Source organism: Bifidobacterium sp. ESL0827 (assembly GCF_052606685.1).
This window is the reverse complement of record NZ_CP199597.1, coordinates 130,352-156,169: the sequence shown is the minus strand read 5'-3', so window position 1 is coordinate 156,169 and position 25,818 is coordinate 130,352. Positions and strand designations below refer to the sequence as shown.

The window sequence follows — 25,818 nt, the reverse complement described above, 5'->3', positions numbered from 1 at the left end:
CGGTCTTGGTATATTGGATACGTTGCGGTTCTTAACGAGATAGAGGGAGCGTACCTCCATGGCAGAAGGACAAGAGCTCCTGTTGCGCAAGGATCTTGAGCGGGTTGTCGACCGTCTGCACCAGGAGCGTACTCATGTGGCTCCTTATCAAGAGGATTACCGTCGACTGCTGGATAATCATGGCAAGATGATCCGCGCTGCCATGGTGGTCCTCTTTGCTCGTGTCGGAGCACGAACCCGAGGGCGCCTGGACGACACCGTCATCACCGGCGCCGCCGCCATCGAGATGCTTCATCTGGCTACCTTGGTCCACGACGACGTTCTGGACAATGCCCCCATCCGCCGCAACAAACCCACGGTCCACATCATCCGGGGCAACAAGGCCGCAATCTATCTAGGGGATCTGATCCTCTCACGCTATATGGAGATCATGGCCTCCATCGCCCCTGACACAGCCTTTATCCGCGAGCAGGCCGGCACGGTCTGCGAGATCGTAGGCGGCGAACTCTACCAAGAGTCAGACCGCCACCACACCCATACAACCATTAACGACTACGACCGAGCCATCTCCGGCAAGACCGCAGCCCTCTTCCGCCTTGCCTGCCTGACTGGGATCCGCCTTGATGGCCAGCCAACCGATCCCGCTTTGGAACAGACCGCCAGAGACTTCGGCAGCAATCTAGGCATGGCCTTCCAGATCATCGATGACATCAATGATTTCGATCTGGATCGTGACACCGGCAAGCCCAAGCTGGAAGACATTCGCGACGGGATCTACACTCTGCCGGTTCTGCTGGGATTCCAGGAGGATGAAAACTTCAGAACCTTGGTCCAGCAGGACGATCCCGACCGTGTGGTCGACTATCTCAAAGCCCACCCCAAGCTGATGGAGAGCAGTCGGCAAACCGCCAAGAACTATCTAAAACGAGCTTCAGACAGCCTAGAGGATTCCCACATCGACAAAGGCGTGCGCGACCTGTTGCAACGAATCACAGTTAAACTGACCGCCCAAGTCTGACCGAACCTGAACGAGTGAGGCCAGTCATGTATCAGGCATGCGCCGAATATGCATCACGTCTGCCGCTTCATGCTCGGCATTGCTCTCTTTTCTGAATCTCACCGCTGTCCGCCGCTGGTGGCATACCCTTAGGACAGCAAATCCCCCGTTCCGAACCATGCAGTCCGAAGCGGGGGATTTACCGAAGGGGAAGGAAGTGTTTAAGGTCAGTCGAGCATCAGGCCAAGGCTACCCGAGCTGGTGCGCCATGCACCTTGGCAGGTTGCGGCCCATTGCCGTCATCCGGCTTGTAGAAGGGTCCCTGGTGCAGGGTCCTCCTGGTGTAGAAGACCATGACTCCGCCCAGAACCAGGAAGAGCAGGAAGTAGACAATGCAGGTGAAGAGCAGGTTCGGCACCGTGCTTGTGGGCGAAACTCCATCGGCGATGGTCTGATAACCGTAGACCAGCCATGGATAGCGTCCCAGCTCGGTCACCAGCCAGCCACTGGTCGTCGCAGCAAAGGGGGCGAAGGTAAAGATGCCCATAATCCAGAGCTTCCAGCGCGTGGTGAAGAGCGTGTTCTTCTTCTTACGTGTGAACCACAGCACCAGTGCAGATATCAGGGCAAAGGCGAATCCGATCCCGACCATCAAGCGGAAGACCCAGAATAGGGTGGTGACAGGCACGTAGTAGTTCATGTCCTTGCCGTACTTGGCATCGTACTTCTCGTGCAGCTCCTTGTTGACGGTGTTCATGCCCTTGACGGCGCCTGTCTTCTTGCCGTAAGCCAGCTGTGACATGGCTCCGGGAATCTCGATGGACCCCTCGATCTTATGGTCCTTCTCATTGATCAGAGCCACGGCATTCCAAGGAGCGGGATCACCCGTGTCCTCGTAGATGGCCTCGGTGGCGGCCAATTTCATAGGCTGATCGGTTACGATGAACTTGCCCTGCAAATCACCGTAGGTGATTACGCAGATGGAACCGATAAGACCGAGCAGGGCGGCCAGACGGATGGACTTGGTGAACAGGTTGACCTTGGCCTGCTTCTCGGAGTCGGCTTCGACAGCGGCCACGGCCTGGTCCTTGTTCCCCATATGCATTCTCAGCAGGCTGAAAGCGCTGCAGCCCATGACCACGAAAGCACCTGTGCAGACGGCGGCGAAGAAGACGTGGGGGAACTCGATCCACAGCTGGGGATTGGATATGACGTCACCAAAACTGCGCAGCCTCACATGGCCGGTGGCCTGGTTGATCTCGAAACCGACCGGGTGCTGCATGAAGCTGTTGGCAGCCAGAATCCAGATGGCCGACATGGAGGAACCCAGGAAGGTCAGCCAGATGAAGACCGCATGCACGGCCGGCTTGAACCTATTCCAGGTGAACATCCACACGCCGATGAAAGTGGACTCCAGGAAGAAGGCCAGCAGGGCCTCAATGGCCAGAGGGGCACCGAAGATGTCACCCATGAACCTGGAGTAGTTGGACCAGTTCATGCCGAACTGGAACTCCTGGATGATGCCGGTGACCACGCCTACCGCAAAGGAGAGCAGGAAGATCTTGGACCAGAACATGGTCATCTTCTTGTAGACATCCTTCTTGGTCACCACATAGGTGGTCTCCATGATGGCGACCGCCAGGGCCAGACCGATGGTCATAGGGACATAGAAGAAGTGGAATATCGTCGTCATGGCGAACTGGAATCTTGACAATCCCAATACAGTGAACATCGTTCCTCCCAATCTCTGCAGGGTTCGTCGGGCGCGGGTACACGGGTCGAATCCGGACAAATTCAGATATGACCGGGCTTGTGCCTACAAGAACCTTTCAGCTCTCCCCGACTTCGCGATCTGGTCGCTTCCACGGGCTCAGGTTTCCATGCCGTCCAGTCCATGAACTGACGGCGCACGGTGACCGGCCGGGATGCCATCCGCCAGGATCGGCGACCCGACAACCGTGCAAAAGTCATTGCTCGGGAAACAGCCTGATGGTCATTCAACAGGGTTCCGTCCATCTGAATCTGACTGCTTCTTTGAGTATATCCCTTGACCGGCACCCTTGTCCACGTCCGAGACGTCCATGCGATAAAGTTCACGAAAACGGACGTTTTCACGGTACAGATCGACCGGGCGCCCCTGCATGGCGATGTGCCCGTCCTGCATAAAGATGACCTGGTCAGCCTCCTCCAGCCCCTGAAGGTGGTGAGTCACCCAAAGAAGTGTGCGATTCTGGCTGACCTTGAAGATCATGGCCATGAGCCGCCGCTCGGTTATGGGATCCAGACCGATGGTGGGCTCGTCCAGAAGGATGATCGGGGTGCGCTTGAGCACGATCCTGGCCAGGGCCAGACGCTGGCGCTGCCCGCCTGAGAGTCGGCCGCCGGCCTCATCAACCGGCGTGTCTATTCCTTGGGGCATGTCAGCCACGACCTGATCCAGCTGTACAGCCTTCAAGGCTTGGCGAACCTGATCGTCATCGGCCTGAGGGGCACCCAGACGCACATTGGAGGCAATGGTGGTGTTGAAGAGGAATGCCTGTTGGTTCAGGTAGCCGAAAAGCTCAGGACGCTGATCCTGCAAGGCATCGACCGGTATTCCATTGATCAGGATGCGGCCACTGGTTGGGCGCAGGTCGCCTAAGAGCAGCTGAAGGACAGTCGTCTTGCCTTCGCCGCTGGGACCGAGCAGGGCCACCCGCTGCCCACCTTCAATCCTCAGGCTGAAGTCGTCCAGCAGCAGCGGGTCATCAGGACCATAGGAGAAGCTGACGTGGTCGAAGACGATTGACTTGATCGGCCCCTCCAGCTTGGTCTGGACACTCGGCTCAATTCGCCGAGACTCGACGCGCTCGGTCAGATCGTTCAGATGGTCCAGCGAGTCCGTGTAGAGGGGAACCTCAGCCACAGCCTGGGAGACCACGATGAAGCAGTCGACCAGGGGAAAAACCGCCAGGACCACGGCTGCCGCAAAGTCCGCAATAGATGTGGAGCTGGTCATACGCAGATCCGCTCCGACAATCAAAGCCACCACCATGAGGGCGAAAATCATCTGGATGCCGCAGTTACGCCAGCGTTCGAACCGCTTCTGCTCTCTGCGGCCGGTGGCGATGTCGTTGAAGTCGCCGGACGCTGTGTCCACGAAGCGCCGCCGACGGCGGGTGATCACCCAATCCCCCAAGCCCATGTAACTCTCGGTCACTGCAGTGTACTGGTCCTGCCGCCGTGCCTTCTCCATGTCGTAACGCCCGTCTGAATAAGCCAGCGAGACCAGCGGGACCAGAATCAGGATCAGGGCAAAAAGCAAGAAAAGCAGAAGCGAGGTCAGCCAGGAGAAAACGCCTACGGCGATGGTGACTACCACCCACATCATATAAGCCACGACCGTGGGGAAGATGGTACGCAGGTAGAAGTTCTCCAGATGGTCCAGGTCGTCCGAGAGCATGCCCAGAACCGTACCAGTGCGCTCATGCTCGTTCAGGAAGGCCGCGTCCTGCGAGAGGGTGCGGTAGAGCTGAACCCGCAGCTTGGATACCACTCGGAGCACCCAGTCATGGCTCTTGATGCGCTCCAGGTACTTGAATGTGGGCCGTCCAATACCGAAGGCCCTGGTCAGAACCACCGGCACGTATACGGCGAAGATATTGAAGGGATGACGAGCCGACCTGCTGATCAGAAAGCCTGAGGTGAACATGAGTCCAGCTGCGCACACGAAGGTGATGGTTCCCAGGAAGAAGATCAGGGCAAGCAGCCCCTTGTTTTGACGAAGGTATGGCCAGAACCAATGATCCTTGTGCCAAATATGCATATAGCCCGACAGACCGCGGCCGCGTCGGGAGGCCTTCAACGATCCCATGCCGTCTCTTCCGGCGGTTTCAGTCCTGCTGGTAGTCGGCAATCTGGTTCCCTCCCATCTCATCGATCAGCGCATCCAAGGGTCCGCCCCGACCGATCAGCTCATGCGGATCGCCCTGGGCCACGATTCGTCCATGTTCCAACATGATCACCCAGTCCATATTGGCCAGCCAGTGCAGCCGGTGGGTGGCCAGGACGACCAGATGTCCATCCATGATGGGCAGCAGGGTCTGCTTCAGGTCGTATTCGGTCTCGATGTCCAGGTGAGCGGTGGGCTCGTCAAAGAACAGAATCTCGCGCGAGGGGTCCAGGATGCCCCTGGCCAGGGCGATTCGCTGGGCCTGACCGCCGCTGATGCCGCGGTTGCCCTCCCCAATTTGCGTGTTCAGACCGTCTGGCAATGTTTTCAGCCAGTCGGTCAGTCCGGCTCGATCGGCAGCACGAGCCACCTCGGCATCGTCTGCCTCTTGGTTGTAAAAGCGGATGTTGTCAGCCACAGTGCCGTGGAAGATGAAGGGGTTCTGGGGAATGTAGCTGATGTGCCGCTGCCAGGCAGCCACGTTGCAGTGCTCCAGCTGATGACCATCCAGGTCGATAGCGCCTGCCTTGGGCTGGTCAAAACCCGCCAGCAGATCCATCAGCGTAGACTTGCCTGCTCCCGAACGACCGACAACGGCCACCTTGGAAAAACCGTGCAGGTTAAAGTTCAGACCGCTCAGGGCCAGAGGCTGCTCCTCTGAACTCCTGTCGGATCCATTGATCTGTGAATCCGCAACAGCTTGGACCCCAGTTCCCTGCGATGCCATGGAACTGGACTTTACCGAGGACGGCTTCCCATCACCGTCATGAACCTTGGATGCCTTGGGCTTGCGGCTCTTCTTGCTGGTCTTTTGACTCTCGGACTTGGCCATGGCATCCATCTGCGCCCCGGCCGAGGCATTGCTCTCCACCGGCTTGGGACCAGGATAGGCGAAGTCGATTCCTTCCAGACGCAGGTGGCTGTCTTCCTTCCACCCGGACCAGTCCAGTTCCTCCAAACGCTTGGGCTCTGGCTGGTCCAGCATATCCGCGATGTCGTCCAAGGCGTTCTTACCGTTCAGAGTAGCGTGGAAGTCGTCGCCGAACTGGCGAATGGGCATGAAGTACTCAGGGGCCAGAATCAGGGCAAGGAGGGCTGGGAACAGTTCCACCTTGGCATTGATCAGATTGTTGCCAAGGAAGACGGCCATGATGGCAATAGCCAAGGTGGCAAAGAAGTCCAGAGCAAAGGTGGAGGTCATGGCTACCCTGATAACGCTCATGGTCCTCTTGCGGAAGCGATCCGAGACCGAATAGATCTCGTCCTCGTACTCCTTGTCAATGCCCAGCATCTTCAGGGTTGGCAGGCCAAGGACCGTATCCATGAACCTGGTGTTGAGCTTGCGGAACTGAGCGTACTGCCGACTTGAGCGATCCCTGGCTGCCAGGCCCAGGATGACCATAAAAAAGATAAGCAGGGGCAGCATGAGCAGGAGGATGAGCCCGGAACCTGCATCCTGGGTCCAGACAACCACCAGGACGATTAGGGGAATGAAGATGAGGTCCATCATCTTTGGCAAGACCGTCAGCACGTAGGTGCGCACCTGATCAAGACCGTCCACCAGCATGGTGACAGCCGAGCCCGTACCACGCCGAGCCAGAGCTGATGGTCCCAGCGAAAAGACCTTGTCCTGAATATGGGGCCGCAACTCAGCCACGACGGCATCGGCACGATCCGTGGCAATACGATCCTTGGCCACGTCACAGAGCTGTCGACAGGTGTAGGCGGCCAGAAAAATCAGCACTGGTACCACCAGCACGTTTAGGTTCTGAAGGTGCCAAATACGCACCAGAGCCAGGGTCAACCCATAGGCCTGAACCACCACACCTATTCCCTGGATCAGGGACAGGGCAGCCAGCAGGCCCAAGGTGGACCGGACTCCGTCGAAACGGAAGAGATTCTTGTCGATCAATGCATTATCCTCCGGATGCGCTCCGGTCCTGCCAGCACTGCCCCTCTGCCCCCTTTAACTTTCAGACGGTCTCAGCCACGGTAGCCGAAGGGGCCACAGGCGAGGTCAGGTGTGCACCATCGGTGTCCAGCCGCTTGCGCTGGATGAAGTAGCTCCAGATGAAGTAGGCCAGCATGATGGGCAGGAAGATGCAAAGCACCACGGTCATGATCTTCATGGTCAGCGGTGAAGCAGAGGCATCCTGGATCAACAGGTTGTGGGCCGGATCATCGGCGATCATCACACGTGGGAAGAGCCCGTTGAAGATAAAGGCGATGATGGCCATCAGAGTGATGCCCGAGCAGGTGAAGGCGTAGCCGCCGTGCTTCTTGAAGACGGCAACGTGGCCTCCAATGACGGATGCCAGGATGATTACGGTGATCAGCCAGGTGGACAGGGGGCGTGCCTTGTAGAAGTCAGTGTTGAAGATGGCTAGGAGCACAAAGACCACCAGAGCCGGATAAGCGATCCAGTAGGCCTTCTCACTAACGTTGAGCATGCGGCGGGAATCCATGACACCCAGCTTCAGGCTCAAGAAGTGCAGGCCATGAACAAAGCTGAAGAAGACGACAGCAATGCCGCCGACCACGGACAGCCAGTTGAACACGTCGAAGAACCCGGGCCAGGCATCGCCGTTCTTATCCATGGGAATGCCCTGGATTAAGCTGGTCAGCATCATGCCCAGGAAGAATGGCGCGAAAAGCGAACCGATGAAGTTGGCCCACTGCCAGACACCGCGCTCACGGCTAGTCAGTGCGTGGGAGGCGAACTCGAATGAGACGCCACGCAGAATCAGAGAGACCAACACCAGGAAGAGCAGGATGTAATACCCCGAGAAGAGGGAAGCATACCAGAGCGGGAAAGCGGCGAACATAGCGCCGCCGGCAGTGATCAGCCAGACCTCGTTACCATCCCAGTGGGGACCAATGGCCCTCATGAATGTGGCGCGCTCATCACCGTCGCGGGCCAAGAACCTGGTAGCCATGCCAACGCCGAAGTCGAACCCTTCAAGCAGAAGGAATCCTGCAAAAAGCAGGCCGATGACAAAGAACCACAAACCTTGTAGAAAACTCATGCTAATGCCACTCTCCTCTCGCTCCTGCCGATCCGCGCAAGGGCACGGGGATCTCCACAATTCTGGCGGAGGCCAAAATCGACCACAGTTTCCGCCGGAACGAGGAGGAGCAGGAGGTAGTCAATGATGTCGATGAACACAGAGCCGATGGACGTCGTCTCCCAAAACGATCGAAGCCGAGGTTGGATAGGGACGAACATGCGCTGCGTTCTCATGATCTGAATCATGTTCGTCCTCTTCTTCCTCGTCGTCTAGCCCCTACGTCCATTGAGACGCTGGTTCAGTTGCTCTCCAACATGGTACGCACGTCGGCCAACTCCAGGACCGACCGCTCGTTGACGATCCACTTCAGTACCGAGACCACCTTGCCCTTGAGCTTCAGCGTTCCCATTCGGTCGATTTCGGCAACCCCGTCGTGGGGACCGAGAGAGCACACGGTCCCTAGGCTCCGGAAAGTGAACCGCTGGGGCTCCTGCCCCCGCATTCTGGCAAGGACATTGGCGGCCGCGGTATCAGCCTGGGCCATCGAAATCTGTGCGGTGGTTGGGTAGAGCCGACCTGATTGGGGGTCGGGAACGGCACTGACATCACCCACCAGGAATTCCTCTGGATGCTGCTCGACCGAAAGATCATCCCTGACCACTACACGGTTACGCTTCTGATTATACCCGGAATCGGCAATAACGTGGCTGCCACGCACACCCGTTGTCCAAATGATCGTATGGGCCTTGAACTCCTGGTCATTGGAGACCACGGCATCCTGCCTGACCTCGGTGATGGGAGTCGAGGTGTGGAAGTTGACTCCCCGCTTGCGCAGGTAATCCACAGCCCAGTCGACCAGGTCCTGGCTGAACATGGGCAGGATCTTAGGCGAGGCCTCTATGCAGTCCACCTTGACCTGATCCATGGGGAAGCCCAGACGCTTTGAGAGCTGAGGTAACCGGTAGACCAGCTCACCTAGGTACTCGATGCTGGTAAAGCCTGCGCCACAGACCACGATGCTCAGATCCAGCGGATCATGGCTGGTCTGGTACCGGGCCAGCGTCTGTTCCAGCTTCTTGCGGGCCGCTAGAGCGGTGTCCACGTCAACGAGCGGCCATCCGTATTCATCGGCACCCTTGATGCCGAAGGTCTCGGACTCGAAGCCCAAGGCGTTGACCAGGTAATCATAGGACAGAGGATCGTGATGCTCCAGGCTGACCCGGCGGTTGTCCTGATCGATACCGACCACCTTGTCGACGATCAGCTCCACCGAATCGGGCAGGGACTTGCGCAGGTCGAATACCACGTCCGCCGGCTCCTTGGTTCCAGCCGCCACCTGATGCAGCTGGGTGGACTCGTAGTGGTACTCGTTCTGATTGACCAGGACTATATGGGCATCAGTCTTTGCATGAGCCAGCTTCTTGACCACCCGAAGACCCGCATAACCAGCTCCCAACACCATGATTGTCGTCATAATCACACACCTTTACCGAAAAAATCGTACAATGATTTATATACCGGGTGATGTTGCCCGATCAGCCGATGATTGGGTTCATCACTCAAGCTTCTATGCTCAAAGTATCAGATTCCATCATCGGAAACTCTGACATAGCAGTCCGCCGGGCCTCCTCTTTTTGTTTGCTTGCTCACACCGTGAACAACACTCGTGGATACCGCCGGCCGCCGCTTTGCAAACCAGAAGCATTCCTAGAATCCATGGTAATGCGTAAATAAGAAAAGCGGAACACCGTGTCGGTATTCCGCCCCTTGGGACTCTGCGTCTCTATCGCTGGGGTACCTGGACTCGAACCAAGAATGGATGAACCAGAATCACCTGTGTTGCCAATTACACCATACCCCAATTGGCTGTGCGACAACCGCTTGGACGGTTGCCACATTGTCGTACCCCCGACCGGATTTGGACCGGTGTTGGCGCCGTGAGAGGGCGTAGTCCTAGACCGCTAGACGACGGGGGCTTCACTTTTCGCCGCGTACGAACCCGGTTCAGCAGGTCAGTAGCACAACAAAAAAGAAATATACCCGTTCAGAGGTTTTGGCGCAAGTTGGCCAACCTTCGGAGTGTTGTGTTCTTGCCCAGAATTTCCAGAGACTCGAACAGGGGCGGCGAGACCCGCCTTCCCGAAACCGCCACCCTGACCGGGCCGAAGGCCAGACGGGGCTTATAGCCGCCCTCATCCACCAGTGCCCGAGTGAGCAGATCGTGCAGGTGATCGGTCTTCCAGTCCTGGTCTGACACATCCTGCAGGGCTGCAATTGCCAGGTCGAGGACCTGTCCAGCCGAGTCCTTGAGCTGTTTGCGGGCATCCGGCTCGGGCTCCAGGTACTCCTCTTGGCTGAGCAGACTTCCTACCATACCGGAGACCTCGCCCAGCAGGCGCACGCGAGGCTGGACCAGGGGGGCGGCAGCGGTCAGAACCCGCTGCTCCCGATCACTCAGGTCCTGCCAGCGCTCGGCACTCACCAGCCCGTCGCGCTTGAGGTAAGGCAGGGACCGGTTCAGGAAGTCCTGCGGTTCCAGCATGCGGATGTGCTCGGCATTGATGGCCACAGCCTTGTCGATGTCGAAGTGGGCCGGATTGGCCTTGACGTCGCGGATGTCGAAGTGCTCAACCATCTCCTCCATGGAGAAGACATCGCGGTCGGGGCCGATGGACCAGCCCAGCAGGGCCAGATAGTTGAGCAGCCCCTCGGGAATGAAGCCGTGTTCCCGGTGCAGGAAGAGGTTGGATTCGGGGTCGCGCTTGGACAGCTTCTTCTTACCCTGGCCCATGACGTAGGGCAGGTGTCCAAACAGGGGCATGGCTCGGGCTATGCCCAGCTTCATCAGATACCGGTAGAGGACGATCTGCCGCGGAGTGGAGCTGAGCAGATCCTCGCCGCGCAGAACCACGTTGATGCGCATCAAGGCATCATCCACCGGATTGGTCAGAGTGTAGAGTGGATCGCCGTTGGGGCGCACGATCACATAGTCGGGCACAGACCCGGCCTTGAACTCGATATGCCCGCGGATCAGGTCGTCGAAGGCGATGTCCTCGTCGGGCATGCGGATGCGCAGGGCAGGACGGCGACCCTGATCGCGGAAGGCCTGGCGCTGTTCGTCGCTCAGGTCGCGGTCGTAGCCGTCATAGCCGAAAGCGGCCGGACGGCCGGCGGCCAGGTTGCGCTCCTTGATCTCCTCAGCGGTGGAGTAGGACTCGTAGGCGTAGCCGGCATCCAGCAGCTGCCGGGCCACATCGCGGTAGATATCGCCGCGCTCGGACTGCCGGTAGGGGCCGTCCGGGCCGCCGACCTCAACACCCTCGTCCCAGTCCAGTCCCAGCCACTTGAGGGCCTCCAGAATCTGCTGGTAGCTCTCCTCGCTGTCGCGCTGGGCATCGGTGTCTTCAATGCGGAAGACAAAGGTGCCATGGGAGTGCCGGGCCTGGGCCCAGTTGAAGAGTGCGGTTCGAACCATGCCTACATGCGGGGTGCCGGTCGGCGAGGGGCAGAAGCGGACCCTCAGATCCTTAGGCAGGTCGGGTTTGGCGTCGTGATCATGCTCATCAGTCATGACACCCATTGTGCCCCGGCAAGGCGACGTAGACCAATTCAGGGCAGGAGCCGGTATCAGCCTCGCTGCTGCTCCTGCTGCCTGTCCTTGCTGTAGGTCTCCGGAATGAACCTGGTCTGGTCATGCAGCTTGGGCCAGATGACCACCTGGCCCTGCTCCAAGGACCGTGGCACGTCGATGATCCGCTGGTTGTCCGAGCCTCGGAACTGAAGCAGGCTGTTCTTCCGATTCTCCAAGTAGCGTCCGTCCACCAGCACATCAAGGTAGGAAATCAGCTGGGCCTTGTCCGGGGTCTCCCCCGGCCGGTTCAGCTCCTCCCAGGTGTAGCCGGTCCAGCACCAGATGTCCTTCTCATGACCGAACTCGCGCCGGATCCGCTCCGAAAGGCTGAGCAGCATGGGCGTGTTGAGCAAAGGCTCCCCGCCCAGGTAGGTGATGCCCTGCACATAGGACAGCGACAGGTCCTTGATGATGCGGTCCTCAAGCTGCTGGGTATAGGGGTGCCCGGCGCCGAAGTCCCAGATAGAGGCGTTGTAGCATCCCTGGCAGCGGAAGGGGCAGCCGCTGACGTAGAGGGAGCAGCGGATCCCCTCGCCGTCGGTCATGACCAGACGCTTATAGTCCGCCACGATACCCCGACTGAGTCGACGGCCGTCCCACTGGCCGGCCTTGGGATTGTTGGTCAGCGCAGAGGGAACCCCCGGACCGCGCCCCTGCTCATCAGCTGCGAAGTCTCGGTGGCCGCCTGTCTTCCTCATGGCTCCCTGTTCGTCCGTCATCTGGTCCTCCTCATGACAATGGCGGGCCGCAAACTACCCGGCCCGCCATTTACTGCGTCTTTTCAGAGCCTATTCGGCTTTGTCGTCGAACCACTCCTTGGTGGATCCGTCCTTGAGGACCACGTGGCCGGTCTCGCCCTCCACGTGCTTGACGCGGTGGGCGATCTCCTCGTGCCTGCCGTGGACCATGGGCCGCTGGACAGGGTTACCCAAGTAGCCGCAGGTGCGCTTGGTCACGTTGCACTTGTCAGGGTCGTCATTACCGCACTCTGGGCACTTGAAGCCCTCTTCAGTAGGCTCGAAATCGCCCTCATAGCCGCATACGAAGCAGTGGTCGATGGGGGTGTTGGTGCCCAGGTAACCGATGCCGATGTCGTAGGCATAGTCCCAGACCGCCTCAAGAGCCTTGGGATTCTGCTGCATAGAGGGGAACTCGCAGTAGTTGATGAACCCGCCTGAGGCCAGGTAAGGGAAGTCCCGCTCGTAACTGAGCTTCTCCATGGGCGTGGGCCGCAGCCAAACCGGGTAATGGAAGCTGTTGGTGTAGAAGTCGTGGTCTGTCACGCCGTCGACTACACCAAACTTCTCTTTGTCCATCCGGGCAAAGCGGTCAGTCAGCGACTCGGCCGGGGTGGAGTAGACCGAGTAGTGGTATCCCTCAGCCTTCTCCCACTGCTTGCAGAGCTGGTTCATCCGGCGAACAATGCTCAGGGCGAATTCCTTGCCATCCGGATCCCAGCTGTGGTCCTTCATCCAGTCCTTGCCGTAGAAGACGCTGGTGGCCTCGTAGAGGCCGATGTAACCCAGCGAAACGGTGGCGCGACTGTTGCGGAAGAGGGTGTCCACGCTGTCGGTCGGCTTCAGCCTGCCGAAGGCGCCGTACTGGTAGAGGGTGGGAGCGTTGATGGGCGTGGCCTGCTTGCAGCGCATGATGCGGAACTGCAGGGCGTGATGGGCCACCTCCATGCGCTGGTCGAATATCTTCCAGAAGCGATCCTTATCGCCGCGGGACTCCAGAGCAATGCGGGGGATGTTGACGGTGACGACGCCCAGGTTCATGCGTCCGTCCTCCTCATCCTCGCCCGTCTCGGGGTTGGTCCAGGCCTGCAGGAAGGAGCGGCAACCCATGGGGGCCTTGAAGGAGCCCGTGATCTTGACCAGGTTCTCGTAGAAGACCACGTCAGGGTACATGCGCTTGGTCGAGCATTCCAGGGCCAGCTGCTTCATGTCGTAGTTGGGATCGCCCTCGTCCGCGTTCAGACCATGCTTGATGGTGAAGACCAGCTTAGGGAAGATAGCGGTGTGACGGTCCTTGCCCAGTCCGCGGATACGAATCAGGAAGATGGCCCGCTGGATCTCCCTGGCGAACCAGGAGGTGCCCAGGCCGAAGCCCACAGTGACGAAGGGGGTCTGCCCGTTGGAGACACGGTTGGAGTTGATCTGGTACTCCATGGTCTGCATGGCGTCGTAGATGTTCTTGCGGGTCAGGATCTTGGCATAGACCTGACGCAGCCGAACGATCTCCGGAGCATCCAGATCAAAGGGGGCATCCTCGCCGATAGGGGCACGATCGTCCAGGTGGAGCCAATCGGCCTCCCTGGCCTTGAGTCCTCGGACGACATCCTTGGCCACATCGATGGGCTCCTCGTCCGGCAGGACGGCCTCAGCCATGGAATAGTTCTTCTTGTAGTCCAGACGCGCGTACTTGTCCAGCATCTCGTCGCAACGGTTGACCGTCTGGCCGCCGTACTGGGAGCCGGCGATGTCCTTGATGATCTGGGTGATCTGCGTGGCGGCCGTACCGATGGACTTGGGCGAGTCCATCATGGCGTTGCCCAGCTCGAAACCATGGGCCAGCATGTCGCCGAAATCAGGCAGTGAGCAGTTGGTCTCGGCCGTAAAGGGCGAGTAGTCCGCGTCGTGGAAGTGGATGTCGCCCTTCATATGGGCGTTGGAGACATCCTTGGGCAGCATGGCGAAGGCCGAGGCCTTGGAGACCGCGCCGGCCAGCAGGTCGCGCTGAGTGGCGTAGACGTTGGCGTCCTTGTTGGCGTTCTCCCGCACCAGGGTCTCGTCCTTGCTGGTCAGACGATGGACGGCCTCGTTGACATCCGTGGCCTTGGCCCGCTGAATGTCACGGTCGAGGCGGTAGGAGGTATAGGAGCGAGCGATCTCGTAAAGATGGGCATTGACCAGCGCGTGCTCTACCAGAGTCTGGATGTCCTCGATCTTGACCGGGTTGGTGTAGCGATCGGTGATCTCGGACTGAACGGTCAGGGCCATACCCCGGATCTGCTGACGATCCTCGGGACTGACCTCGTGCTTGACATCCTTGAAGGCGGCTTCGATGGCGTTCATGATGTTGACGGGATCAAAATCGACGATCCGGCCGTCGCGCTTCTCGACCAGAATGCCATCGACAGCATCGCGATCCGAAATGCCACGCTCCTTCACGCTATCGGTCATGACCTCAGTATCCATCGTCACTCCTCATATGGTCTTCTAATAACTGTTCATGTGCTCTTGCTTTGGCGTTCCCGAATTCCATGCCGGGAACGGCGAATCACATGGATGTCATTCTTTGCTGACAGAACTCACTCTATCACGCCGTGACCACCATATGTAGTGTCTGCGGATGATTCGTTTCCTACATTTAGTAATTCGTAGGTTTTGTGAACTGAGTCACAAATAGTGGGGCCTGGACAAGCGCGGCAAATGGCCGAAAGGTCATTGGAGGCTAATGACAGGGACGACACGGCCGCCCGACACGCACATATTTTGTCGAGACCCGACCCCTGCGTCAAGCAGGAACGGACCTAAGCCAGCAGGCCCCTTGGCACGAAGAGGGTTTGGGTGCGCAGACGGCGATCCACGCTCATGCCTTCCGGAGCCTGCCGCCCCGGCTCAATCATGGACAGGAGCATGTCAACGCCCTGGCGGCCCATGCGATCCACCTGCTGGGAGATGACCGACACCTGGGGACGGATCAGTTGAAAGACCTCCAGGTCGTCGAAGGAGACCAGGGGCACACGCGAGCGCTGGTCGCCGTCCCACTCCATGGCGACGGCCATGATGGCATCGGCCGAGTAGCCGAAGATGACGGCATCCACCCCCTGACCGAGCAGGTGGCGCATGGTCGAGGCCGCGCGGGGACGGTCCTCGAACCCCTGGCGGACCACCAACCCCGTCAACCCCTGACGGGCATCCACGCCGTCCAGGAAAGCCTGTTCGCGCTCGCGGAAGGTGTAGGAACGGCTCTCTGGGCCCGGAACGAAGGCCACTCGTCTACTCCCCCTGGCTGCCAGAGCGTCCAGGGCCGCCTCCATGCCAGGCACAGGGTCGGAATCCACCAGAGGGACACCGGGCAGGGTCCGGTCCGGACGATCCACGAAGACCACAGGGAATTCCCTTGCCAGCATGGTGCGCAGCATGGGCGAGGTCGGACCGTCGGGGACAACCAAAACGCCGTCCATATGACGAGAAAGAAGGATGCGGTAATAGTCCTCCTGCCTGCGGGCCTGGCAAGAGGACACGCCGATCAGGGGCGCATAGCCTGCCGAGTAGAGCTGGTCCTGAACAGCGTAGACCAGCTCGGAGAAGTAGGGGTTGCGAATATCGGGGACCAGCAGACCTACGGCATGCGAGCGCGAGGATCGCATGGAACGGGCTCGGCTGTCGGGGATGTAGCCCAGCTCCATGGCCGCCCTGCGGACCCTGTCCTTGGTGGGTGGAGAGATGCGCCCCTTGTCGTTGAGCGCCTGGGAGACCGTGGATACGGACATGCCCGCCTGCTTGGCCACATCATTGATGGTCACCGACATGGGAACCCTCCGTCGAACCCTACCGAAATCGGATGTCTTGCTCTGGACGAGGCCAACATCGGTCGGCCCGCACAAACCTCTCGTGAGTTTCCAGTATAAGGGCAAATGATGCAACCTTTCACCACGGCGAGGCAGAACCACCTAGGTTGGACTAGAGTGGTCTTGTTCGCGCGGCTGGTGGCAGCAGCCGTGGCACACATCGCAGAATTCCATCGGTCAAGACCGTACCGGATCGTCGCGCGGGCTCCTCACCTTCCCGTAGCGGCCCCGATGCGGATGGGCACCAGGGGTGCCGGAGAGGCAAGGTGACAGTGATGAGCATGTCGGAGAATAGTGGCTTCAGGAGAACTCCCGGCCACAGACTGATTGTACGGGCGCTCGCCCTGGCAGCTGCGCTCTGCATGGCAGCTACGAGCGCAGCCTGCGGGGCCAAGGGGGCAGATGACAAGGCCGATGACGGCTCCAAGCTCTCCTTCATGCTGGATTGGACGCCCAACACCAATCATGTGGGCATCTACGTGGCCCGGCATCTGGGCTACTTCGACAAGGCCGGCCTGAAGCTGACCATCCTGCCGACGGCCCAGGCGGGAGCCGAGACCTCCGTCCAGAACGGGGTCGCCGATGTAGGCTTCTCCAAGCTGAGCAACCTGGCCACCTTCAACTCCCAGGGATCCGACCTGCGCCAGGTCTTCAACATAGGCCAGCATTCCGTGGCACGTTGGTGCTCGCTGGCTTCGCGCACCGACATTCAGACCCCCAAGGATTTCGACGGCAAGACCTTCGTCAGCTTCGGATCAGCCGAACAGACGGCCGTGGTCAAGCAGATGATCCGCTATGCAGGCGGCAAGGGCGACTTCAAGCGGGTAACCAGCGGCACCAACACCTTCGCCACCTTGACCAGCGGCAAGGGCGACTTCGCCGGCTTCTACGCCAACTGGGAGGGCGTGGAGAGCGAGCTCAAGGGCCCAGCACTGCACTGCTTCACACAGGCCGACTGGGGAGTGCCCGGCAACCCCGATCAGCTGGGCTTCGTGGTCAAGAATTCCTGGCTGCAGCAGGCCGGCCACCGTCGCGCCCTGACAGCATTCGTCAAGGCCTGCCTGAAGGGATACAACTACGCCCTGAACCACCCCGACCAGGCGGCGGACATCCTGGTCAAGGAGACCAAGGGATCGGCCATCGACCCGACCCTGGCCAAGCGCTCCATGGAGAGCATCGTCAAGGAGGGCTACTGGGTTGACAGTCCGGATCAAAAGAGCATCACCGGACTAATCAACGTCAAGGATGCCCAGGACTATCTGGACTTCCAGTTCAAGGCGGGCACATACCGGGACGCCAAGAAGGGAGACCCCAACAAGGCCCCTCAGGCCACGGATCTGTGGACCGATCGGTATGTTCGGGAAGCAGCCGGTCAATGAGGTCGCGGAAGCAGAGCAGAACCCGGGCGCTGCCTCCGACCATCACCCTGCTTGCGCTGCTGATCATCTGGGAACTGGCTGCCCGCTTGGGCGGAGTCAGCGAACAGGTTCTGCCGGCGCCCAGCCGAATCTTGGCTGCCACAGTGCAGTCCCGGGAGGACCTGCTGCCCGCCACCACCATCACCGCTCTTGAGGGCCTTCTGGGCTTCCTCCTGGCCTCGGTCCTGGGAATAGTGATCGGCCTGGCCCTCTACAGCTGGCGCACCCTGCATGATGCCCTCTACCCCCTGATCGCCGGCGCTCAGATGATTCCGCTGATCACCATCGCACCCTTGTTCGTGATCTGGTTCGGATTCGAGCCTCTGGGCAAGGTGGTCATCGTGGCCGTCTTCGCCATCTTCCCCATCGTGGTCCAGACCTACCGGGGGCTCAAGTCCGTGCCACGCTTCTACCAGGATGTAGCGCTGAACTGCGGTGCAACCCGGACTTGGACCCTATGGCACGTCAAGCTGAGGGTGGCTGCGGGGCAGATCTTCGGCGGTCTGCGCATCAGCGCCGCCTATGTCTTCGCCACCGCGGCCACCTCGGAGTATCTGGGCGCCAGGAACGGCCTGGGCATATGGCTGCAGTCAGCCTTCAACTCCTTTAGAACCCCGCTGATCTTCTCGGCCACCCTGGTCATCATCTTGCTGACCGCCCTCCTGTTGGGTCTGATCACCCTAACCGAGCGGCTACTGCTCGGCGATGCCGGCGATGATCACATGGTCAATCCGGACGACGAGTAAAGAGCACTGCGACAGCAATTACATCCCGAATCTGACGGCTTGGCCCAAGTAAGTGTGACAAGTCCCCCATCCTCTGCACTGGCCACGACTGGCAAGCAAAAGAACTGGCCTGCCATAATAGAGATGTACGCAAAAGTCAGATTCAGGATTATCAATAGAAGATAAGAGGGACGATATCCATGAGCCATCCAGATGATACGAACGACGGGAACCAGACCCCCACTGACCAGGGCTCCGCCAACGGCTGGTCCCAGAACAGTCACACAGATGGAACCGGTTCAGGGCCCGCAGCCTACCCGAATCAGCCGCAACCAGACCAACCCGGCTATGCACAAGCAGCTTCTGACCAGAGCGACATCTACCATCCAATCAACGAAGCCCAAAAACCTGCTGTCGATTACCAGCGGGAACAGTCATACCAAGGGCAGCCATACGGTCAACAGCCGCAAGGTCAACAACCAGGCTACAACCAGCAACAGCCCTATGGTCAACAGTCCAATGAACAGCAGTACTACGGGCAGCAGCAGGCGCCCTACGGTCAAAATCCGAATCCCGGCCAGGCCAATGGCCAGCCCAATGGTACGACCCCACCGTCTGGCTATGCATCGGACAACCCTTATCAATCACCTGAAGGTTGGTCGCAGGCAGGCTATCAATCGGGATATCAGGCAGGGTACCAGCCCGGACCCCAAGTCCCGCAGTATCCGGCCTACCCCTATGCGGACGCCGGTTTCAACGGCGAGCCGCCACTGAACGCACCCTGGTACGGCATTGACTTCGTAAACGCTTGCAAGCGTTTCTTCGTCAAATATTCCGTCTTCTCCGGGAGGGCCTCCCGTGGGGAATTTTGGTGGGTTTTTCTAATGATCTTCCTCATCGACTTTGCGGTTTCGATCATCACCTCAGGATCCGTCTTTGTGGGACGGATCCTATCCTTCCTGGTCGCCCTTGGACTTTTCATACCGAATCTGGCCGTGGGCATACGGCGACTTCACGACACCAACATGTCCGGCTTCTGGATACTCCTGCCCTTCGTAAGCGAGCTGGTGGGCGGCATCCCTCTGGTCTTCGCCATCGTGGCTATTATCGACGGGCATCCAGGATCCTCGCTCTCCCTACTTGGCTTGGGCGTATTGATCATGATCGCCGGAGCCGTCGCCGGGATCATTCTGCTGGCCCGACCTAGCGATCCACGAGGAGCCCGTTTCGACCGCTGAGTTCACCCTGCCCTTCGCCTTGACCGATGCCGGGGCGAAGGGCAGAAGGCCTTAAAGCTCCACAGGAGGCTTGTTGGGGTCCTCTGGCACATGGGCAAACTTGGCCTGCAGGGCCTCGCGGCTCTTACGCTCGTCGTCCTCCTTGGCCTTGCGCTTGGCCTCCTCGGGGTCCCAGAGCACCTCCTGACGATGGTGGTCCCACTCAGCGCCCACCAGAGGGGCCAGTAGGTCGGCGAAAGCCTCAGGATCATCCAGCACCTTTAGGGCACGGACGACATCCTCATCAGACAGAAAAGCCCGGGGAATGCCCAGTCGCTCGTTGAGCTCATTGACATAGACCAGAATTGGCGCGGCGGTCGCAGCATGGTCAGAGTCAGCGCCTGCACGCTGAAGCAGATCACGGCAGATCTCCAGGCTCGTAGCCAAGACCTGGGCCACTTCCTCCTTGCCCTGAGGGGATTCGGGAGATTCGTTCTGGTCATTCACGGACTGCTCAGCCTTGGCCACGCCAGCAGCCACCTCCTGCTGCCGGGCCTGGTCCCAGCCGCTGCCCAAGGTTTCAGCTAAATCCGCAAGCGTCTTGGACTGGTCGCCCTGCGCCTGCGCAGCCGCCTCAATGGCATCGTTGGCAGCCATGAGGGCATCCACAAGCTCCTGGGGACGGCCAGGAATGTCCTCAGCGCCCTCATAGACGTATTCTGCGTCGGGAATGGTCACATCCTCGCCCGTCATCAGCTGCGCCAGCACCATGCTGATACGCACTTGCAGGTCCTCCGCATACTTGGCATCGTTGGCCAGATGCTCGGCATTCGTCAAGGGCCAAAGGTCTACCAGCCTGGCCCCCTGCTCAGCCGCCTGGGCCACGGCGGGCCGTCCTGCTATCGTCTCCGCGCTTGACTGTACATCCACCATGATCATCACGCTCCTTCATCGGGTTCTCGGACAGTCATCCACGACAGTATCCTCAGCCATCCTAGGCCCTGCAAGCGGTCTTCACACGCCTGCCGCCGGATCCGCATAGGTGATTCCCAGCACTTTGCCGGTTTCACAGTCCAGGGTGATGGAGGTCACCGAGGCCAGGGCGGTGGCCCTGAGGAGCATATTGTGCTCGGGGTGGCCGGTCTCCAAGAGATGACGATACGACCAGATGGGCGACTCATGCGAAACAGCCAGGACCTGTGCGTCAGGGTGGCTACGAACCACCTGCCGGACGAAATCCCCCACTCGTCTAGCGATCTGCCTATATGACTCCCCCCAGCTGGGACGGCGCAGATCCAGGATCAGCCGCAGGTTGGAGGGTCGCCAGAGGGCCCCCTGCCCGTGACCGATGCGCTTGCCGCGGAATTCATTGCCAGCTTCGATCAGACGACGGTCGTAAATGGGCTCCAACGGTTTCAAGCCGTGCTGGACACGAGCAGGGTTGATCTGCTCAAGCAGGATGGCCGTGGTCTCCCTGGTCCTGTCCAGCGGGGAGGAGTAAACGGCTTCCAGATCGCGCATACCGGGAGCTTCGGCCATAAAGCGGGCCGTCGCCTCGACCATGGCCCTGCCCCTGTCAGACAGATGGAATCCCGGCAATCGCTCATAGAGAATATGATCGGGATTATCAACCTGGCCATGACGGACGAAATGAATGGTCGTCGCAGGCACGACCCACCTCCCAAGCTCCCCGACGGGCCCCTTAAGTGACCATGGCGGGGGGTAGAATTATCACTATCCGAATGGCACCGATCAGGCGCCGATATGGTTACCACTGTAGCAGTCCCCCCAGCACCCCCGCTTCCTCTCCATGCGTCTAAAGTTCTTGCGGAAAACATGCTTCGGGACCGTGAAGACACCCAGGGAAAGCGAGACGAACAACCCATGCCACGGCAATTGAAGGCGGCTCTGGTCGAAGCCGGTCACAGAGTCTTCGGAGGATACTCAGCGCTTCTGCGACTGCCTCATACGGCGCGGTTCGCAGTAGGGTCGGTCATTGCCTCCATGCCTTTCCCCATGGTGGGCATGACCATCACTATCTCGGTGCAACACTACTACGGCAGTTATTCCCTGGCCGGCGCCCTGACTGCGATCCAGGCTGTGGCCCTGGCCCTGGTCAGCCCCATGCTGGGCAAGATGGTTGACAAGTTCGGCCAGCGGCAGGTCTCCATCCCCACGGTTCTGGTCTGGGTTGTGGCGGCTACGGTCCTGATCACGGCCATTACCGCCCACGCTCCCACCTGGGTGCTCTATTTGGTCACCCCCTTCATGGCGGCCATTCCGCCCTGGGGAGCCATGAGCCGTAGCAGGTGGACGCATATGCTACGCGGCGACCACCGTGCCACCAACCAGGCCCTGTCCCTGTCAGGGGTCTTCGACGAGGCCATGTGGGTGATCGGCAACCCACTGGCTTCCATACTGGCGGTCATTTCGGGCGTGTTGGCTTTCTCTTTCACCGGAATCTGCGTGCTGGTGGGAGCCTTTATGTTCCTCTCCTGTCGAGAAACCGAGCCGCCTTCGCAGACGGACATGGCCCGCGCCCAGGGCATCACCCGCAAGAAGTACCGGGAACGGCAGGCTCAGCAGGTGGCTCGTCTTCGGACCCAGGAGGGCGGGAACGGCCGCAGCGGGGCCTTCTGGAGCGCCGGCATGATTGCCGTCTGTGCCACCTGGTTCGGCCTGGGAGCCTTCCAGAGTGCGGCATCCATCTCCATCATCGCCTTCGCCACCGAGCAGGGGATGAAGCAGATGACCGGGTTTGTCTTCGCCTGCTTCTCCTTCAGCTCCCTGGTCGGCGCCCTGCTCTACGGTGCCAAGAACTGGACCATTCCCCTCTGGAAGCGTTTTTACTTCTGCCTGCTAGTGGTCAACCTGGGCATCGGAACCTTCATGTTCGCCAGGAATCTGTGGACTATCATGGTCATCTACCTGATCATCGGTGTCTGCCAGGCGCCCACATGGATCAACGGCAACCAGCTCATGCTCCACCTGGTGCCGCCCATCCGCTTCACCGAAGGCATGGCCTGGCTGAGCGCCATGAATTCGATCGGTTCTTCCGCCGGTTCGGCTGTGGCCGGGCAATTCATCGACCGTTACGGGTCCCAGGGCGGGTTCGGAGTGGTCACTACTCTGGCTCTGGCCTCGTTGGCCATCGCCTTTGTAGGCTTCCGTCAGATTCGCAACAGCACTGAGGAGCCCATCCTGACCGAGCTGCCCGCCTGAAGGCGTAACGTAAGGCTTTTGCGCACAAGCGGTTCCAGACACTCCGTCAGCACAGGAGGAATGATTGAATGGGCTACCGTGCGTAGATTAATCGGACAGCTGCTCAAGTTCGGCATCGTGGGCGTCATCGCTTTCCTGATCGACATCGGCATCATGAACCTGCTGATCATGGGGCCGCACCTGAACAATGTCCTGGCCGGAGCCATCTCCTTCCTAATCTCCCTGGTTTTCAATTACCTGGCCAGCATGCGCTATGTCTTCAAGCATCGGGAGGACATGGCCCGGTGGATGGAAATGACAGTCTTCCTGGTCTCCTCAGTCATCGGCCTGGGAATCAATGAGGTGATCCTATGGATGGGCACTGCCATGCTGCCGCCGGATGCCATCACCACCATGCACGCCCGCTACCTGCTCCATGCCAACATCGCCAAGATCACTGCCACCGTCGTGGTGGCCATCTGGAACTTCCTGATCCGCAAGTGGCTGCTGGACGCGCCTGCACCTGGCAAGCCGGTCAACCCGCGTTCGGTGGCCCACCGTCTGGGAGCCTGGTCCCTGCGTCACCAGCCCTTTGGCTGGCACTGAGCCAACCTTTCCAGTCAAGGCTACTATGGGACGGGAATAGTCAGCCATCCGTCAGACGGATCGAATCATCCTGATTAGGCCATGCCAGACGGACCGGAAAGGAAGCACCATGCCCGTTATCCACACTCACGTAAGTACACCCATCACCGCCGAACAGCGTGAACGGATCAAGACAGCCTACGGCAAGGCCATCACCGCTGTCCCCGGCAAGTCCGAAGGCTGGCTCATGTGCCCCTTCGAGTCGGACATGCCCATCTACTTCGGCGGTAACGACAGCAAGCCTGCCGCCTATGTGGAAGTCAACGTCTTCGGCAGCGACGTGCCCAAGTCCGCCTGGGAAAGCCTGACCAAGACCATCATGGACACATTGGAATCGGAGCTGTCCATCCCCAAGGACCGCACCTACATCCGTTACACGGCCACTACTGACTGGGGTTGGAACGGCGGCAATTTCTAAATTGAGTAATCCCCTGTAACGCATAAGGAGGCCTTCCCGCGCATAATCTGCTGCGGGAAGGCCTCCTGCTTAAGCCCAGATCCCTATTTCAAAGGATCGTTAATGGGATAATCGGGGTCGGATTTGCTACTCAGCGACGACCTTGACCGTGAAAGCGGCCGAGATCTCGGGGTGCAGAGCTACGGTTGCCGGGAACTCGCCAGTGGTCTTGATGGTGTCCACGGAGATGGAGCGGGGATCGACGTCGGCCAGGGGGCGAAGAGCCTGGGCGATGGCATCGTTGGAAATGCCGCCGAAGAGCTTGCCTGAATCGGACACCTTGGCTGCGATCTCGACGGTCTGCCCATCGATGGCGGCCTTGGCAGCCACGGCATCCTCACGGGTGGCCATGGACTTGGCGCGACGGGCCCGCTGCAGGGACTCGATCTGCGCAGCAGCGCCCTTGGACCAGGCGAAAGCCAGGCCCTGAGGAATCAGGAAGTTGCGCGCATAACCGGGCTTGACTGCGACAACGTCGCCCTTGTGACCCAGATCGGTCACGGTATCGGTCAGAATTACCTTGGTTTCCTTTGCCATAATCCAGACCTCCCTCAGCGACCGTTGGTGGCGTAGGGCAGCAGGGCCATCTCGCGGGCGTTCTTGATGGCCTTGGAGATCTCGCGCTGCTCCTGGACGGTGACGCCGGTGATGCGACGGGAACGAATCTTGCCGCGGTCAGAGATGAACTTCCGCAGCAGAGCCACGTCCTTGTAATCGATGGTATGAATCTTGGCGGCCCTCAGAGGATTCGGCTTCTTCTTGAAGGGCTTGACCGGCGGTTGCGGCCTTTTACGTGACATTGGTACTCCTTAAATGAATGATGACGCTATGAAACTTCAGAATTCGGGTTCGTCCCCGGAACCACCGAACTCGCCGGTGGAACCGAAGGATCCGAAGGAATCGCCGGACCCAGTCGATGACCAGGGATCCTGAGCAGGGGCCTGCTGGCTCTGCGCTGGCTGCTGACGACCCATGGGGGCCGATGCCGCGCTGGCGCCGCCCTGGTAGGAAGCCCCGCCCTGGTAGCCACCATTGTTGGAGCCGGCGAAACCACCGCGGGATCCACCGCCACCAGTGTTAGCGTTCCTAGTGACCTGGGCGGTGTTCCGTGTCAAGGCAGGTCCAATCTCGTCCAGACGCAGCTCCACAACCGTCCGGTTATTGCCCTCACGATCCTGATAAGAGCGCTGTACCAGACGACCCTGAGCGATAACCCTCATGCCCTTGGTCAGGCTGGCCTGAATGTTGGAGGCCATGGGGCTGTAGGTGGAATCCCAGGCAGAGCAACGCATGAAGAGCGAGTCGCCATCCTCCCACTGCCCCGAGTTCCTATTGAACTGCCTGGGCGTGGACGCGATGGTCAGATTGGCCACCGTGCCTCCATTGGAGGTCGTACGCACCTCCGGATCCGCAGTGAGATTGCCCACCACGGTGATGTATGTATCTCCCGCCATGTCACGACCTTTCCTCGGAGTGAGGATTTGGGAATGAGCCTGTTGGGGCGAATCCCGCACCCTTGGACCTTCGACGCTTCGACGTCCTTTTGCTGTTTGCTTACTTGTCGTCCTTGCGGAGAATCTTGGTACGGATGACGGACTCGTTCAGGTTCAGTACACGATCAAGCTCGGCGCTGGCGGAGGGCTCGCAGGTGTACTCAACCACCACGTAGTTGCCTTCCTTGTGCTTGTCGATCTCATAGGCTAGCTTGCGACGGCCCCAGACATCGATATTGTCGACAGAGCCGCCTTCCTTGGTGACCACCTCGAGATACTGGTCGGTCAGCTTCTTCAGCGAGCGCTCATCCATGGCCGGATCGGCAATGAACATCAATTCATACTTATGCGCAGACATCACCCACCTCCTTTGGACTTACAGGTCACGGGCCTTCCGTGACAGGAGGGTGTAGCACATCAACCCGCTATGCAACTTATACATAGACAGATAAGCCATATATTATCTATCGTGCCAGACAACCTGGCAGGTTGACACCATCGGGTTCAGGTCCTTGG

Annotated in this window: 22 protein-coding genes and 2 tRNA genes; 7 read left to right on the top strand and 17 right to left on the bottom strand. The window is 59.6% G+C overall.

All coding sequences use genetic code 11. The features are described from left to right. Window positions 1–58 precede the first annotated feature (58 nt). Entirely contained in the window at window positions 59–1,018 is a 960-nt protein-coding gene (locus ACUIAI_RS00580) for a polyprenyl synthetase family protein (protein WP_445342276.1), read from the top strand. Window positions 1,019–1,235: 217 nt separating this feature from the next. Here ACUIAI_RS00580 and ACUIAI_RS00575 read toward each other — a convergent pair whose 3' ends face one another. From ACUIAI_RS00575 to ACUIAI_RS00525, 11 genes are all read right to left on the bottom strand, one after another. After that, window positions 1,236–2,729 carry a cytochrome ubiquinol oxidase subunit I gene (locus tag ACUIAI_RS00575; RefSeq protein WP_445342275.1) on the bottom strand — a complete coding sequence of 498 codons (1,494 nt, stop codon included), beginning with the start codon at window positions 2,727–2,729 and terminating at the stop codon, window positions 1,236–1,238. Between the two features lie 261 nt (window positions 2,730–2,990). Beyond that, entirely contained in the window at window positions 2,991–4,850 is a 1,860-nt protein-coding gene (gene cydC, locus ACUIAI_RS00570; RefSeq protein ID WP_445342274.1) for a thiol reductant ABC exporter subunit CydC, read from the bottom strand. Window positions 4,851–4,869: 19 nt separating this feature from the next. Further along, window positions 4,870–6,840: an ABC transporter ATP-binding protein/permease gene (locus ACUIAI_RS00565; protein WP_445342273.1), complete on the bottom strand. Its 1,971-nt coding sequence runs from the start codon at window positions 6,838–6,840 to the stop codon at window positions 4,870–4,872. A 61-nt stretch (window positions 6,841–6,901) separates the two neighbouring features. Continuing rightward, window positions 6,902–7,954 (bottom strand): cytochrome d ubiquinol oxidase subunit II, encoded by a 1,053-nt coding sequence (cydB, locus tag ACUIAI_RS00560; protein WP_445342272.1) that lies wholly within the window; start codon window positions 7,952–7,954, stop codon window positions 6,902–6,904. A gap of 280 nt (window positions 7,955–8,234) precedes the next feature. Beyond that, entirely contained in the window at window positions 8,235–9,410 is a 1,176-nt protein-coding gene (locus ACUIAI_RS00555; RefSeq protein WP_110412400.1) for an NAD(P)/FAD-dependent oxidoreductase, read from the bottom strand. A 315-nt stretch (window positions 9,411–9,725) separates the two neighbouring features. Further along, window positions 9,726–9,797: transfer RNA gene (locus ACUIAI_RS00550), tRNA-Gln, on the bottom strand. A 42-nt stretch (window positions 9,798–9,839) separates the two neighbouring features. Beyond that, window positions 9,840–9,912, bottom strand: a tRNA-Glu gene (locus tag ACUIAI_RS00545). 68 nt (window positions 9,913–9,980) lie between these two features. Further along, on the bottom strand, window positions 9,981–11,507 hold the full coding sequence (gene gltX, locus ACUIAI_RS00540) for a glutamate--tRNA ligase (RefSeq protein WP_445342271.1): 1,527 nt from the start codon (window positions 11,505–11,507) through the stop codon (window positions 9,981–9,983). 56 nt (window positions 11,508–11,563) lie between these two features. Further along, on the bottom strand, window positions 11,564–12,286 hold the full coding sequence (gene nrdG, locus ACUIAI_RS00535; protein ID WP_445342270.1) for an anaerobic ribonucleoside-triphosphate reductase activating protein: 723 nt from the start codon (window positions 12,284–12,286) through the stop codon (window positions 11,564–11,566). Between the two features lie 69 nt (window positions 12,287–12,355). Beyond that, on the bottom strand, window positions 12,356–14,752 hold the full coding sequence (gene nrdD / locus ACUIAI_RS00530; RefSeq protein WP_445342269.1) for an anaerobic ribonucleoside-triphosphate reductase: 2,397 nt from the start codon (window positions 14,750–14,752) through the stop codon (window positions 12,356–12,358). A gap of 350 nt (window positions 14,753–15,102) precedes the next feature. Then, window positions 15,103–16,107: a LacI family DNA-binding transcriptional regulator gene (locus tag ACUIAI_RS00525; protein ID WP_445342268.1), complete on the bottom strand. Its 1,005-nt coding sequence runs from the start codon at window positions 16,105–16,107 to the stop codon at window positions 15,103–15,105. Window positions 16,108–16,508: 401 nt separating this feature from the next. On the opposite strand from ACUIAI_RS00525, the gene ACUIAI_RS00520 reads away from it, so the two are divergent. The 3 genes from ACUIAI_RS00520 (at window position 16,509) to ACUIAI_RS00510 (ending at window position 19,527) form a co-directional block, all read left to right on the top strand. Beyond that, on the top strand, window positions 16,509–17,525 hold the full coding sequence (locus ACUIAI_RS00520) for an ABC transporter substrate-binding protein (protein ID WP_445342267.1): 1,017 nt from the start codon (window positions 16,509–16,511) through the stop codon (window positions 17,523–17,525). Further along, on the top strand, window positions 17,522–18,310 hold the full coding sequence (locus ACUIAI_RS00515) for an ABC transporter permease (RefSeq protein WP_198191525.1): 789 nt from the start codon (window positions 17,522–17,524) through the stop codon (window positions 18,308–18,310). Before ACUIAI_RS00520 ends, ACUIAI_RS00515 begins: the two co-directional genes overlap by 4 nt. A gap of 179 nt (window positions 18,311–18,489) precedes the next feature. Then, window positions 18,490–19,527 carry a DUF805 domain-containing protein gene (locus tag ACUIAI_RS00510; RefSeq protein ID WP_445342266.1) on the top strand — a complete coding sequence of 346 codons (1,038 nt, stop codon included), beginning with the start codon at window positions 18,490–18,492 and terminating at the stop codon, window positions 19,525–19,527. Between the two features lie 51 nt (window positions 19,528–19,578). Here ACUIAI_RS00510 and ACUIAI_RS00505 read toward each other — a convergent pair whose 3' ends face one another. Further along, a complete protein-coding gene (locus tag ACUIAI_RS00505; protein WP_445342265.1) occupies window positions 19,579–20,439 on the bottom strand; it encodes a hypothetical protein in 861 nt (286 codons plus the stop codon). Between the two features lie 81 nt (window positions 20,440–20,520). Beyond that, on the bottom strand, window positions 20,521–21,177 hold the full coding sequence (locus ACUIAI_RS00500; protein WP_445342264.1) for a histidine phosphatase family protein: 657 nt from the start codon (window positions 21,175–21,177) through the stop codon (window positions 20,521–20,523). A gap of 213 nt (window positions 21,178–21,390) precedes the next feature. Between ACUIAI_RS00500 and ACUIAI_RS00495 the strand changes: the two genes are divergently transcribed. The 3 genes from ACUIAI_RS00495 (at window position 21,391) to ACUIAI_RS00485 (ending at window position 23,770) form a co-directional block, all read left to right on the top strand. Further along, window positions 21,391–22,728, top strand: a complete 1,338-nt coding sequence (locus ACUIAI_RS00495; RefSeq protein WP_445342263.1) for an MFS transporter — start codon at window positions 21,391–21,393, stop codon at window positions 22,726–22,728. A 78-nt stretch (window positions 22,729–22,806) separates the two neighbouring features. Continuing rightward, window positions 22,807–23,313, top strand: a complete 507-nt coding sequence (locus ACUIAI_RS00490) for a GtrA family protein (RefSeq protein WP_110424928.1) — start codon at window positions 22,807–22,809, stop codon at window positions 23,311–23,313. 109 nt (window positions 23,314–23,422) lie between these two features. Further along, window positions 23,423–23,770, top strand: a complete 348-nt coding sequence (locus ACUIAI_RS00485) for a phenylpyruvate tautomerase MIF-related protein (RefSeq protein ID WP_121914342.1) — start codon at window positions 23,423–23,425, stop codon at window positions 23,768–23,770. A gap of 126 nt (window positions 23,771–23,896) precedes the next feature. Here ACUIAI_RS00485 and rplI read toward each other — a convergent pair whose 3' ends face one another. From rplI to rpsF, 4 genes are all read right to left on the bottom strand, one after another. Next, window positions 23,897–24,346, bottom strand: a complete 450-nt coding sequence (gene rplI, locus ACUIAI_RS00480; RefSeq protein WP_445342262.1) for a 50S ribosomal protein L9 — start codon at window positions 24,344–24,346, stop codon at window positions 23,897–23,899. A gap of 14 nt (window positions 24,347–24,360) precedes the next feature. Then, a complete protein-coding gene (gene rpsR / locus ACUIAI_RS00475; protein WP_015021310.1) occupies window positions 24,361–24,609 on the bottom strand; it encodes a 30S ribosomal protein S18 in 249 nt (82 codons plus the stop codon). Window positions 24,610–24,645: 36 nt separating this feature from the next. Next, complete coding sequence (locus ACUIAI_RS00470; RefSeq protein ID WP_211120082.1) at window positions 24,646–25,263, bottom strand: single-stranded DNA-binding protein; 618 nt, start codon at window positions 25,261–25,263, stop codon at window positions 24,646–24,648. 100 nt (window positions 25,264–25,363) lie between these two features. Further along, the gene (rpsF, locus tag ACUIAI_RS00465) at window positions 25,364–25,660 is read right to left on the bottom strand and encodes a 30S ribosomal protein S6 (protein ID WP_015021308.1); all 297 of its coding nucleotides are present in this window, start codon (window positions 25,658–25,660) and stop codon (window positions 25,364–25,366) included. Window positions 25,661–25,818 lie beyond the last annotated feature (158 nt).